Annotated in this window: 10 protein-coding genes and 1 pseudogene; 2 read left to right on the forward strand and 9 right to left on the reverse strand. The window is 43.4% G+C overall.

Annotation, left to right across the window (positions count from 1 at the left end; genetic code table 11):
- Positions 1 to 308: 308 nt before the first annotated feature.
- Positions 309 to 593, forward strand: coding sequence for a tetratricopeptide repeat protein (locus N4J56_RS02265; RefSeq protein WP_317104953.1), 285 nt, complete (start codon positions 309 to 311; stop codon positions 591 to 593).
- A gap of 139 nt (positions 594 to 732) precedes the next feature.
- On the opposite strand, the gene N4J56_RS02270 is transcribed toward N4J56_RS02265, so the two are convergent.
- The 7 genes from N4J56_RS02270 to N4J56_RS02300 all read right to left on the reverse strand — a co-directional run bounded on the left by N4J56_RS02270 (position 733) and on the right by N4J56_RS02300 (position 10,182).
- Entirely contained in the window at positions 733 to 1,950 is a 1,218-nt protein-coding gene (locus N4J56_RS02270) for an acetate kinase (RefSeq protein ID WP_317104954.1), read from the reverse strand.
- Positions 1,951 to 2,060: 110 nt separating this feature from the next.
- A complete protein-coding gene (locus N4J56_RS02275; RefSeq protein ID WP_317104955.1) occupies positions 2,061 to 2,756 on the reverse strand; it encodes a class I SAM-dependent methyltransferase in 696 nt (231 codons plus the stop codon).
- A 258-nt stretch (positions 2,757 to 3,014) separates the two neighbouring features.
- Positions 3,015 to 3,653, reverse strand: a complete 639-nt coding sequence (locus N4J56_RS02280) for a histidine phosphatase family protein (RefSeq protein WP_317104956.1) — start codon at positions 3,651 to 3,653, stop codon at positions 3,015 to 3,017.
- Positions 3,654 to 3,733: 80 nt separating this feature from the next.
- Complete coding sequence (gene gap, locus N4J56_RS02285; RefSeq protein ID WP_317104957.1) at positions 3,734 to 4,783, reverse strand: type I glyceraldehyde-3-phosphate dehydrogenase; 1,050 nt, start codon at positions 4,781 to 4,783, stop codon at positions 3,734 to 3,736.
- Between the two features lie 28 nt (positions 4,784 to 4,811).
- Complete coding sequence (locus N4J56_RS02290; protein WP_317104958.1) at positions 4,812 to 4,952, reverse strand: hypothetical protein; 141 nt, start codon at positions 4,950 to 4,952, stop codon at positions 4,812 to 4,814.
- Between the two features lie 23 nt (positions 4,953 to 4,975).
- Positions 4,976 to 7,513 (reverse strand): glycogen/starch/alpha-glucan phosphorylase, encoded by a 2,538-nt coding sequence (locus N4J56_RS02295; protein WP_317104959.1) that lies wholly within the window; start codon positions 7,511 to 7,513, stop codon positions 4,976 to 4,978.
- 182 nt (positions 7,514 to 7,695) lie between these two features.
- A complete protein-coding gene (locus tag N4J56_RS02300) occupies positions 7,696 to 10,182 on the reverse strand; it encodes a phosphoketolase family protein (protein ID WP_317104960.1) in 2,487 nt (828 codons plus the stop codon).
- Between the two features lie 387 nt (positions 10,183 to 10,569).
- Between N4J56_RS02300 and N4J56_RS02305 the strand changes: the two genes are divergently transcribed.
- On the forward strand, positions 10,570 to 11,163 hold the full coding sequence (locus tag N4J56_RS02305; RefSeq protein WP_317104961.1) for a MarC family protein: 594 nt from the start codon (positions 10,570 to 10,572) through the stop codon (positions 11,161 to 11,163).
- Between the two features lie 84 nt (positions 11,164 to 11,247).
- Here N4J56_RS02305 and N4J56_RS40730 read toward each other — a convergent pair whose 3' ends face one another.
- Both N4J56_RS40730 and N4J56_RS40735 read right to left on the reverse strand, forming a co-directional pair.
- Positions 11,248 to 12,006: a pentapeptide repeat-containing protein gene (locus tag N4J56_RS40730; protein WP_410500404.1), complete on the reverse strand. Its 759-nt coding sequence runs from the start codon at positions 12,004 to 12,006 to the stop codon at positions 11,248 to 11,250.
- Positions 12,007 to 12,206: 200 nt separating this feature from the next.
- Positions 12,207 to 13,502, reverse strand: a pseudogene (locus tag N4J56_RS40735) (hypothetical protein).
- Between the last annotated feature and the right edge of the window lie 179 nt (positions 13,503 to 13,681).

Below are 13,681 nucleotides of genomic sequence, written 5' to 3' on the forward strand. Positions count from 1 at the left end.
CCTAGTAGGGTGGGCAATGCCCGCCCTACTTTTTATTTAAGATTTATTGCTATTAATTAATTAAAATTATGTTATTTGACTTTTGATGGCAAAGAATTGAAGCGATTGCCTTCAATTGAGCTTGGCGATCGCCAAGAGTAGGTCACTTTGCGCTCAAGTTTAAAGAAATTGTATCGAGAAGAACATACTTTCTTTGAGCTAGAATGATAGATTTTTGTTTCTAGCTACTTAATTTTTTGCGTCACCTTGTTGTAAATTCTTCAACATAGCAAAGAAATTTTTTAGCTGCAAACCTGCGAGGAATAAACATGAAAGTTGTTGAAGAAGCGATGACTGCTGAAGACTTCATGAAGCAAGCAGCAGCTAGGGCTGATGGTGGGGATTATGTAGGAGCAATTCAAAGCTACGACGAAGTAGTATTCTTAAATCCTGAGAATGCCAGAGCTTATGGCAATCGCGGCTTTATGAGGTTAAATTTAGGCGATCGCATGGGTGCGTTATCAGATTTTCGTGCTGCCGCAGAACTCTTCCTCTCTCAAGGCAGAATGGCTAATTATGAGATGGTGTTGGATTATATCGAGAAGATGCAGTAAATAGGTAGTTGGTAGTTGGTAGTTGGTAATGGGTTGTTGCTTCACTATTCCCTCGTGCTTCAACTTCCGACTCCTGTACTGGGGGGTTTCGAACGTGGATTTGGTGTCGCCACCCGTAAATCTGTTGCTAAACCCGCCCCTACGACTCCCGATTCAACATATTCCAGCAAGATTGAGCGATCGCCCAATCTTCTTGGGTTTGGACGACTAAAACGCGGATCTTTGAATCAGAGGTGGCGATGTCTGCATCCTTGGGGGAAGCTTGATTTTTGCTGGAATCGAGTTTCAATCCCAAAAATTCAAAAGCTTCACAGGTGGCTTGACGAGTGAGAGGGTGATTCTCTCCCACCCCAGCAGTGAAGACAAGTGCATCCGTTCCTGATAAGGAAGCTAGCATCGAACCGATGTGCGATCGCAGGCGATGGATATAAATGTCAAATGCTAATTTAGCGCGATCGTTTCCCTCGGCGATCGCTTGGCTGATTTGGCGCATATCTCCACTAATACCAGAAACGCCTTTCAGTCCCGATCGTTTATTGAGCATCTCGTCTAACTGCTCGGTATTGTAACCCTGTCGCAATAGATAGAGGAGAATGCTGGGATCGATAGAACCCGATCGCGTCCCCATCATCAATCCTTCCAGAGGTGTAAATCCCATCGTCGTATTAACGCAGATCCCATCGCGGATTGCTGCTAAAGAACAACCGTTACCTAAATGACAGGTAATCAATCTGAGGGAATTAGGTTTACCCAACAAATAAGCGGCGCGACGGGACACGTATTCATGACTGATTCCGTGAAAACCGTAACGGCGAATTCCTTGTTCGGACAACTCGTAAGGGATGGGGTAAACGGCTGCACTAGGGGGAATGGAATTGTGAAAAGCGGTGTCGAATACTGCTACTTGCGGTACTTGTGGTAAAGTCTGCTCGATCGCCTCAATCCCCTCTAAATTGACGGGATTGTGTGCGGGTGCAAGGTTTGCTAGTTCTTTTATTGCTGCTTTCACCTCGGGAGTGATGCGAGTTGGCTGAGAGTAATGCTGTCCGCCGTGAACGACACGGTGTCCGACGAGTTGAATTTCAGCTAAATCGGAAATCACCTGTGTCTCGCCTTGCTTTAAAGTATCGAGCATTTGGGCGATCGCGTGCTGCCGTTCTCTGACAGGAATTTCTGTTTTTATTGATGCTCCATGAGAGGTTTTTACCTTTAATAAGCCGACTTCCGATTTTCCCGTCCAGTCTATCGTTGCTTCCCACAGTGGCTCAACTGGTTGCTCTAGAATACCATCTCCCACTATTTCATAGAGACAACTTTTTTGGCTGCTCGATCCGGCATTGAGTACGAGGATTTTCATAAGTCAGTTATCAGTTAACAGTTATTAGTTATCAGTTTTCCGACTTGAATTCCACTCGGATTCTAAATTTTCGGCAGCAATTTGTTGAGTGCCTAAAGATGTATACAGCTCTATGATTCTGCTAGGACTAACAGCGAGTATCCTCCTAGTAGCCGCACTGTAACGTCTGGGGCGATCGCATGTAAAATTTTTCGCGGTAGACTTAGCGATCGAGCTTTAAAGGATTTCGGGCGATCGACATGCTCGGCAGTGTAGCAATAATCTAAAATATTGTAGCCCGCATCTTTCAAAGCCCAAAGAGCTGTTTCTTTCATGAAGTAATGTATATGACCGACGTTTTCTCGCATCCATAAAATCGGTTCAGCTCGCAGGACGAATTGAGCTGACATATCGAGAGGAATATGAAAAATTTTGTATTTAGATTTAGGTCTTAACTGTCTTAAAAAATTTAAATAGTCTTCTACATGCTCGAACACGTCAATACAAAGCAAAATATCGAAAAAATCGATTTCTTTTTTAGTTATATCCTCACAGGCAAAAGATAAATTTTGATTTCGGCGCTGTTGCGAAAGTTGGATTGCTTGAGGTGAGATATCATATCCTTGAAATCTGACATGCTCTGGTAAGGATAACTGTAGTTGACTTAAAATCTCTCCAGCACCGCAGCCAATTTCACAAATAGAACGAGGATTTAACTGATTTTTCCGAATTATACTCAGAATTTGCTGAGCTTTCCAAGGAGAATCTTCAACACCATATGTTGGATTATTCTCAAGGTAAGTTCCATCGACATAAATAGTTTGCATAAGTTCTATTTGAGTTTATTGTGAGTGAATTTTGAACTCTTGTAGCAGGAAGCAGGGAGCAGGGAGTAGGGAGCAGATGAAAAAGTTATGAATCATCTTGCTTGTAGTTAATTGACTTGTCCTAATTTATCTGCTATTTGCTATGTTGACTCAGGGACAAAAATTGAAGAGAAAGAGCGATCGCGAATGTTTCAGATCTTAGTTTAGGTAAAATATCCAGAACGAAAATGAGATATTTATAGATATATTTGTCGATTATTACGTTCCTGGTAAATTACGTAATTCTGCATCTAGATGATAGCGATCGCCCAACACTTCGAGTAAAGGACCGTGTACGTCAAATTTGACAATACTAACAGAAGCAGCTAAAGCAGTAATGCGATCGCGATAACGTCCGACATCGATTCCTAATAAGCTACAAAGAATAATCCTAATTGTGGCTTTGTGGGAAACAACTAAAACATTGCCCGTAGGACATTTAGCTTCAATTTCAGAAATAACAGGCATGGCGCGGCTGGCAATTTGGACACCAGTTTCGCCTTCAGTCGGCGGATTCCAAGCTGGTTCCGTCAACCACCGGACGTAATCTTCTTCATAATGTTGCTTGACAAATTCCAGCGTTTGTCCTTCCCATTTGCCGTAACGAATTTCCTTCAATCCGTCGCGCAATTGCATATCCATCGCGATCGCATCACATAAAGGTTTTGCAGTAGCGATCGTGCGTTTCATCGGACTGACATAAACCGCCGCCCAAGGTAGGGAACGATAAGTTTCGGCAAATGCCTTTGCCATCAACATTCCTTCTGGAGTCAGTTCTGGGTCGAGTTCGCCACAGAAACCTCCCGTCCGGCTATATTCTGTTTCACCGTGCCGTAACAAGTAAAGTTTGAGACTCATGGTGAGGAGTGAGGAGTGAGGAGTGAGGAGTAAGGGGTGAGGGATTTACGACTCCCTACTCCCTACTCCCTGCTCCCTAGTTAAGAAGCAGTAACCAAAGGGCGATCGCCTGTTAATATCCCTTCTTTCTGAGCCATGTAGAGCATCAGGTCGAGGACACGACAGGAGTAACCCCACTCGTTGTCATACCAGGACACAACTTTGAAAAAGTTGGAATTCAACTCGATCCCCGCACCAGCATCAAAGATACTAGAACGGCGATCGCTACGAAAATCCATTGAGACAACTTCATCTTCGGTGTAGCCGAGAATGCCTGCTAAGCCATTTTCGGAGGCTTCTTTCATTGCCGTACAGATCTCTTTGTAGCTGGTGGCTTTTTCTGTCTTGAAGGTCAGATCGACGACAGAGACATCGGGGGTAGGTACGCGAAATGCCATTCCAGTAAGCTTACCCTTGAGTTGAGGCAAAACTAACGCTACAGCTTTCGCCGCCCCAGTCGAGGAAGGAATGATATTTTGAGCTGCCCCGCGTCCGCCGCGCCAGTCTTTCTTACTAGGACCATCTACAGTAGGTTGGGTAGCGGTCATAGCGTGTACGGTGGTCATTAAGCCTTCGGTCAAGCCGAATTTGTCATCAATCACTTTCGCGATCGGAGCCAGACAGTTAGTGGTACAGCTGGCATTAGAGACGATCGCATCTTTTTGGGGATCGAATTTGTCGTGGTTCACACCCACCAACAGCGTTGGAACCTTATCTGGGTCTTTAGTAGGAGCAGAAATGACTACCCGTTTCGCCCCTGCTTTGAGGTGATTGGCTGCACCATCGTAAGTGGTAAACAAGCCTGTAGATTCCACAACATAATCTGCACCCAAACTGCCCCAAGGTAACTCAGCCGGATTTTTGATCGCCGTACAAGGGATAAATTTGCCGTCGATGACGATCCCGTCTTCTTTCGCGTCCACCCGACCGCTAAAAGTACCGTGGGTGGAGTCGTATTTGAACAAATAGGCAAGATTATCGGGGGGAACGAGATCGTTAATCCCGACAATCTCCACTTGCGGGTTTTGCGCTGCTACCCGCGCTACCAAACGTCCAATCCGACCAAAACCGTTAATGCCAATTTTTAACATAAGTTTGTCATTCGTCGTTTGTCATTTGTCATTTGAAAGGAGTGAGGAGTGAGGAATGAGGAGCGAGGGGTGGAGGAATTTTGGATTTTAGATTTTGGATTTCGGATTGTCTTGCTCCCTCAGCCTCTTCAGCCTCCTCAGCCCCTGGAGCTGCTCTTCTTTCCCTCACTCCTCGCTCCTCGCTCCTCGCCCCTACTCTTCAAACCAACCATCGCCAGTTTTTGCTGCTGCCAATTGTACCGGAACGGGTTGCACTTTCCAGATCTGCTGGCAGTACTCGCGGATGGCACGGTCTGAGGAAAATTTACCCATGCGGGCTGTATTTAAAATTGACATTTGCAACCACCGCTGGCGATCGCGGTATGTCTGAGATACTTGCTGTTGGCAATCGATGTACGGTTGGTAATCTGCCATTAACATGAAGGGGTCTTTGTCAAGTAACAAGTTTACCAGTGGTTTGAATAAGCTGCGATCGCCATGAGAAAAATATCCCGAGGCGATTTGGTCGATTGCTTGTTTCAGTTGGGGACTTGCTTCGTAATATTCCCAAGGGCGATATCCGGTTAATCTTAAAGCACCAACGTCCTCTGTTGTCAAGCCAAAGAGAAAGAAATTTTCTGCTCCTACAGCATTACGGATCTCGATGTTTGCCCCGTCGAGAGTGCCAATTGTCAATGCCCCATTCATGGCAAACTTCATATTACCCGTACCGGATGCTTCTTTGCCTGCGGTGGAGATTTGTTCGGAAAGGTCGGCGGCGGGATAGATCGGTTGGCTGTTTTTGACGTTGTAATCTGGTAAAAAGACAACTTTCAGGCGATCGCCAATATCTGGGTCTTTGTTGACCACTTCAGCTACGGAGGTAATCAGTTTAATTATCAACTTGGCTATGTAATAACCAGGGGCGGCTTTGCCAGCAAAGATTAAAGTACGGGGGGTAATATCTAGATTGGGGTTTTGCTTGATTTGGTTGTAAAGCGTAATTGCGTGCAATATGTTCAGGTGTTGGCGCTTATATTGGTGAATGCGCTTGACTTGAATATCAAATAGGGAGTCGGGATTCACTTTAACACCCGTGCGATCGAGCAGAATTTCAGCGACGTTAACTTTATTTTCCCGCTTGATCTGCTGCCATTCTTGTTGAAACCCTGGATCTTCAGCGTAGGTTTCTATTTGCTGTACGTCTTCTAAATGTTTAATCCAATTATCTCCGATACAACTGGTAATCAAATTTGTCAGCTTGGGATTACTCAAGACAATCCAACGACGAGGGGTAACGCCGTTTGTGACGTTGGTAAATTTTTCGGGGAAAAACTCGTAAAAGTCTAACAGCGTGGTTTTTTGCAACAATTCGCTGTGGAGTGCTGCGACTCCATTGATTTTGTGGCTACCGACGCAGGCGAGGTGTGCCATACGGACGAACTTACCATCGTTTTCGTCAATCAACGATAGCCGTCCGATCCGTCCTTCATCCGTGCCAAATTTATGTCGTACCTGTTCTAAAAAACGCCAATTAATTTCATAAATGATTTCTAAATGACGGGGAAGGAGGCTACTGAATAACTTCAGCGACCACTTTTCCAAAGCCTCTGGTAGTAAAGTATGGTTAGTGTACCCAAAAGTTTTCTGGGTAATTTCCCAAGCGGGTTCCCAGTCCATTTCGTGTTCGTCCAACAACAATCGCATCAATTCTGCAACTGCGATCGCGGGATGGGTATCGTTGAGTTGAACGGCGAATTTTTCGTGGAACTGTTCTAAGGGCAATTTCTGCCGTAGCATAATTCGCAGCATATCTTGCAAGGCGCAGGAAACAAAGAAATACTGCTGTTCTAACCGTAGTTGCTTACCTTCATAGGTTTCATCATTAGGATAAAGTACCTTGGTTAAGTTTTCCGAGGTAACTTTTTGATCCACCGCACCATAGTAATTCCCGCGATTGAAGGCTTCAAAATCAAAAGATTCTGGTGCTTCGGCTTTCCATAACCGCAAGGTATTAGCCGTGTTGACCTTGTAACCCAAAATCGGTGTATCGTAGGGAATGCCCAGGACAACTTTGTGAGGAATCCAGCGTACCTGATAGCGTCCTTGAGCATTTTTATGTGCTTCGGTACGACCGCCAAATTTCACCGAAACCGCCCATTCTGGACGCGCAATTTCCCAAGGGTTGCCATAGCGCAGCCATTTATCAGTTTTCTCAACCTGCCAGCCGTTGCGAATCAGTTGGTCGAAAATACCAAATTCGTAGCGGATACCATAGCCAAGGGTAGGAATTTCCAAGCTTGCCAAGGAATCGAGGTAACAAGCAGCTAACCGACCCAAACCCCCATTACCTAACCCTGGTTCCTCTTCTTTCGCCAGCAATTCTTTCAGGTCGAGTTTTAACTCGGTCATGGCTTGCTGCACTTGGTTGTAAATGCCCAAATTAATCAAGTTATTACCCAAATGCGGACCCATCAAGAACTCAGCCGAGAGGTAGGCAACAGTACGCGATCCTTCCTGGGTGTAAATCGCGGCTGTATTGACCCAGCGTTGCAGGAGGCGATCGCGTACTGTATAGGCAAGTGCCATGTAGTAGTCGTGTTTGGTGGCAAGCGCAGGAAACTTGCCTTGGACGTAGAATAAGTTATCTAAAAACGCTCGCTTCAGGGTTTCAACCCCAATCCCCGTGCGATCGTCTTCCATCAGCATCCCCGTATCTTGACCTTGCAGCTGGGGTTCCTGTATTTGCATATTCAATTCCTAATTAACTGTTTCCTGCTATTAACCTTGCCCGATTTTTACTACTGCAAAAGTCAAAATGATTACAAGGGAAGTCAAAAGTCAAAATTTAAAATTCAAAAACTAGGAGCTAGGAGTCAGAAGTAATTCTTCTCCCTCACCCTCCTCAGCTCCCTCACCTCCCCCAGCTCTCTTTACTTCCTCGCCGCGCCTTCTTCTCCTTCTAGGGACGGAGTCGAACTAGCATTATCGCGTTGGGTATCGATCGCAGTTTTATCGGCTGGGGAACCGCTGTAATACTGCCATTTCCAATTACGGATTTCTGCCATGTCTTCGCCATATGTGGAGACAAAATGTCTGTGTTCGATCAGTTTGTCTTTGAGCATTTGCTTGACATATGCTGCTTTAGCACCCAATTTAGGTACGCGATCGATCGCATCCATTACTAAATGGAAACGGTCTAAGTCGTTGAGGACGACCATATCAAATGGCGTGGTTGTTGTTCCCTCTTCCTTGTAGCCGCGAACGTGTAGGTTGCGGTGGTTGGTGCGGCGATAGGTGAGGCGGTGGATCAGCCAGGGATAGCCGTGGAAAGCAAAGATAATCGGCTTGTCGGTGGTAAAGATGCTGTCAAAGTCCTTATCTGTCAAACCGTGGGGGTGTTCGGTGTTAGGTTGCATTGTCATCAAATCCACCACATTCACCACCCTGACTTTCAAATTGGGAAAGTGCAGCCGCATCATGTCTACTGCTGCTAAAGTTTCTAAGGTGGGAATATCCCCCGCACACGCCATGACAACATCGGGTTCGCTATCTTTGTCGTTACTTGCCCATTCCCAAATTCCGATTCCTTTGGTACAGTGCTTGACTGCTGCATCCATGTCGAGATACTGCAAAGCTGGCTGTTTTCCGGCGACGATGACGTTGACGTAATGGCGCGATCGCAGGCAGTGATCGCCAACTGAGAGTAAAGTATTAGCATCGGGGGGTAAATACACCCGAATCACCTCAGCCTTTTTATTCATCACATGATCGATAAAACCTGGGTCTTGGTGCGAAAAGCCGTTGTGATCTTGTCGCCAGACGTGGGAAGTCAAGAGGTAATTGAGGGAAGCTACAGGTCTGCGCCAGGTAATGTGACGGGTTGTTTTCAACCACTTGGCATGTTGGTTAAACATCGAATCGATGATGTGGATAAATGCTTCGTAGCAGGAAAATATTCCATGCCGTCCGGTCAGCAAGTATCCTTCTAACCATCCCTGACAGGTATGTTCGCTCAAAATTTCCATTACCCTACCGTCAGGCGATAGTTGTTCGTCTTCCGGTAAAATATCTGCCGTCCACGTCCGGTCTGTCGTTTTGAAAACTTCACCCAAGCGGTTAGATGCGGTTTCGTCGGGACCAAAAATTCGGAAATTCTGGCTTTTTTCGTTAAATCTCAGAATATCCGCCAGAAACTTACCCAAAACGCGGGTAGCCTCAGATGTTGTCGTACCTGGATTTTTTACCTCTACTGCATAGTGACGGAAATCTGGCATTTTCAGATCCCGCAATAAAATTCCGCCGTTAGCGTGGGGGTTGTCACCCATGCGCTGTTGTCCGGTAGGTGCGAGCGCGGCTAATTCTGGGAATAACTTACCTTCTGCATCGAAGAGTTCTTCGGGTTTGTAACTCTTCATCCACTGTTCTAGCAATTGTACGTGTTCTGGCTTGCTAGACATTTCGGAAAACGGGACTTGGTGCGATCGCCATGAACCTTCTGTTTTCTTGCCGTCTACTTCTTTTGGTCCCGTCCACCCTTTAGGCGATCGCAAAATTATCATCGGATATTGGGGGCGATCCGTAAAACCTTTCGTCCGTGCTTCGTGCTGAATTACTTTAATTTCCTCTACCACCCGCTCCATCGTCGCCGCCATCAGTTGGTGCATGGTAGCGGGATCGTCACCCTCGACGAAGTAGGGTTTGTAGCCGTAACCGACGAACAAGCTTTCCAACTCTTGATGACTCATCCGCGCCAACACCGTAGGATTGGCAATTTTGTATCCATTTAGGTGCAGAATTGGTAACACCGCACCATCTCGGACGGGATTGAGGAATTTATTGCTATGCCAACTCGTAGCTAAAGCACCCGTTTCCGCTTCGCCATCACCCACGACACACGCCACAATTAAATCGGGGTTGTCAAATGCAGCACCGTATGCATGGGAAACAGCGTAACCCAATTCACCTCCTTCGTGGATCGAACCAGGGGTTTCAGGTGCAACGTGGCTGGGAATACCGTAAGGGAAGGAAAATTGTTTGAAGAGTTGCTTCATTCCCTCAGTATCTTGAGAGACATTGGGGTAATATTCGCTATACGTCCCTTCTAAATAAGTGTTGGCAACCAGACCAGGTCCACCATGACCGGGACCAGCAATATAAATCGTGCTGAGGTCGTATTTCTTAATCACACGATTGAGGTGAACGTAAATAAAATTTAAGCCCGGTGTCGTTCCCCAATGTCCCAACAATCGTGGTTTAATATGTTCTAGCTTCAGCGGTTCTTTCAGGAGTGGGTTGTCTAAAAGATAGATTTGTCCGACTGAAAGATAGTTAGCTGCACGCCAGTAAGCATTCATCTTTTGCAGCTCGTCAGCAGTCAATGAACCTTTTTGTGCTGTGGGAGCGGGTGCTTGAACCATGATGAATTGTTACCCTATTATTTCAAGGTTTTCTACTAAATTCTTTCAATTTCAGACTGGTTTGTTTTCTCTCTAAAGTACGATCGCGATCGCTCTAACTTTCAAAATAGTGAATCGCTCCGACTTTTTTCAGTATAGAGCCAAACAAAAAGATGTTACCCTTCTTAAGCTTTTATTAATTCACTTATCAGTCATTCAAAGGATTGCAATGGCTTTGATAAAATTAAGTTTAATTGATTGTAAAGTGTTAAAATTTACCCAAGAATCAAGAAAATAATCAAAACATGTTGTACCTGCGATCGCTGCCTTCGAGAATTGGAAATAGTATTTAAGTGACATGTAAAATCTGTACGCTGAATAACTGTTAGCTGTTAACTGATAACTGATGTGGATATTTCTGTATTTATTAAAACTTTTGTAGCTGTATTCGTGCTAGCGGATGCTTTGGGCAATGCACCTGTGTTTCTGATTTTAACTAAAGGGATGGAACCAGAGCAAAGAAATAGCGTGATAGATCGGGCGAGTTTGGTTGCAACCGGGGTATTGCTGGCGTTTGCCTTTGGTGGTCAATGGATTTTAAGATACTTGGAGATTAGTCTGGGTTCCCTGCGGGTAGCTGGCGGATTATTGCTGCTGTTGATTGCGTTGAAAATGCTCGATGGAGACATAGACACGCCAATGGTAGACCAGCAAAGGGATGTAGCGATTACTCCCCTTGCCTTACCACTTTTAGCGGGACCAGGAACGATTACAACTGTGATGTTATTAATGTCTGATTCTCCCAATGCTCATATTAGCGTGGTGGTGGGAGTAGTCGCAGCGATGTTCGTGACGTGGTTAATCGTGCGTCAGTCAGCATTCGTAGATAAATGGATTGGTGCAGAAGGTGAGGTGATTATAACTCAACTTCTAGGCTTTTTGTTGGCAGCTTTGGCAATTGAGATTGGCAGTACGGGGATTAAGGAGTTGTTTTTGAGTTGAGAGAGGAAGAATTTTTTTTGTTTCACGCCAAGACGCTAAGGCGCTAAGGAAGAAAGAGAAGGATAATCTTATCTCAACCAGACTCTACTCTAATCCCAATTGTTGTTTTAATGCTTCTGGTATATTAATCGCTGTTTCTAACCCAAGAATATTCTCCCACTTTGTATTCTTATCCCAGTAAATATCCGTTAAGTTTGCACCACAAAAGTTAGTATTGCTTAAATTTGCGCCAGTGAAGTCTACATATCTGAGAGCCGTGTTAGTAAAGTTTGCATGACTTAGTTTTGCTTTATGAAAATTACTAGATTGAAGGTTTGCACCACTGAAATTTGCACATTGAAGTTTTGAATAGGAAAAATCAATACCAATGACCTCAGCACCACTAAAATCTGTATTAGTTAGGTTTGTGCCGTCGCTGAAACATACACCATATTGGAAGCATGCATTTGTAAAGTTAGCGTTACTAAGATTTGCCTCAAGAAGGTTTACTTGCCAAAACTCCGTATTAAAAAAATTGACACTCTCTAAATTTGCACTATCAAAATTTGTATTGTAGAGACTAGTGTGGCTGATATTTGCATAACTGAGGTCTACATCACAAAGATACGCACCATGTAAATCTACCTCTGTTAAGTTGATATCTTGTAAAAACGAGCCAACAATGGATGCAAAGGCTGCATACTCTAGACAGTAGCTATAACTAATTATAGTCAGGAATCTTGTTTTATCAAAATTATCAGTATCTTTGCGTCCACAAGGATAAAAAACAATCTCATTTTTTAATGCATCTTGCTTTTGTGCATAGCGATGTAACTCTAATAGTAAAATTAGAATGTTTAAAATTTTTGAAACTCTTTAGTTTTATCCGTGTTAAAATGCTTCTACCAGTTGGTAAACCACTGATTTTGTAAATCAACATCTAGTTCCCTAATTTCTACCCGTTTTAGATTATGTGGTAGGCGGTCGATTCCATGTAAAGCCATTGCTCTACCTGTAATTATTATGCGATGCTTATTGACGTAATCAAGCTGAAATCCACCAACTTATTTGAGGAATCTTTCTATAGTTTGGTTATTACTACGTTCAATACGTAACTCATCAAACCCATCCAAAATAAATATAAACCTGGTATAATCATCAGTAAGCCAATTATTATTTTGAGCAAAATCTGTTTTTATTCTTGAGCGTAAAGTTTCTTCTAAACTAGGCTGAAATTCATCAATATCCCGTAAACGAATCAAAACTGGTGTCCACATGGGATGTAAATGCTGAAATTCATCAATATCCCGTAAACGAATCAAAACTGGTGTCCACATGGGATGTAAATGTTGTCTTACCCAGTCAGTAAACATCCGGCAAAATACACTTTTACCTCGTCCTGGTTCTGCTTGAATAAAAATAACCTGCGTTAATTTATTTAAATCGCGATCGAGAACAAGATTTTTTACCCAAGTTTCTAAATCAAATGATTCTTTTGATTCATCAATTTTGTTGTTAAGATCTACTCTTCTTGCTTTGAGCAGTACATAAATATCTTCAAAAGTAAATTTTTCATTAAAAATAGTTTCGTTTGGTTTTGAAGCAATTTCTTCTTTCAGATATCGCTCTATACTGTTATATTTTTTTAGTAATTCTACCGCTTGAGAAGAGTATAGTAAATCTAATCTGGCATTAGTAAATTTATCTCTTCCTCCGATCGCCTCAAAAAAGTATAATCTACTGTTGTAAGCAACTCGCTCTGTAAATACCGAGATCTCATCTTGGTTGAGTCTAGATGCTTGCAAGCGAGTAGATAGAACTTGATTAAAGACTTTACATAATTCTGAAGTAGGAAAAGATATAAATGCTTGTTTAGCTGCTTTGTTATCTAATTCAAATTCTTCTAGTTTTTGTAAAGAGACTACTAACTCGTGAGAAGAAGAGACAGCATCAAGGTTAGCTAACTTGCTTTTATATTCCGGTAAATTTCTAATTTACTTAAAACTCTCCAAATATGCTGCTTGGCTAATCAAGGCTACAGAATCTTCAAAAGTGGGATCTTGCTGTGTTTTCTCACGATAAAATCGCAAAAATGTAATTGCAATTGATACGAATGGTAATCCCGCTCCAACCATTTGAATTTCTGGCGAACATAACAGAGCTAATAATGATTGAGAATGTTCTATTAAAGGCTTCAATATTACAAGACTTTTACCTTGTTCTTGAAGAGTTTTTCCCAATTCCAATACTGCCGTACCGGACTCAGCAGCTGTTTCTATAGCCTCGGCTGAGAGTAATTCTCTAATAGGCGTGGTTAATGTTTTCCAGAATCGAGACAGGCGTTGTTTCTCTTGTACCATTCTCACCACCTCTTGCTAGCAATAAGAAAGTTTTAAGTCAAAATTTTTATTTGTATTTTGATGCTTCCCCATAAGTTCAGTATTAAAAGCGAAAAATATATGATAGCTTTTAACTAGCTTAAGATGACACTTAGTTACTTAAATCCCATTACTGTTTCTGCCATATCATTGCCTGTAAC

Source organism: Chroococcidiopsis sp. SAG 2025, from assembly GCF_032860985.1.
In the GTDB taxonomy this organism is placed as follows: domain Bacteria; phylum Cyanobacteriota; class Cyanobacteriia; order Cyanobacteriales; family Chroococcidiopsidaceae; genus Chroococcidiopsis.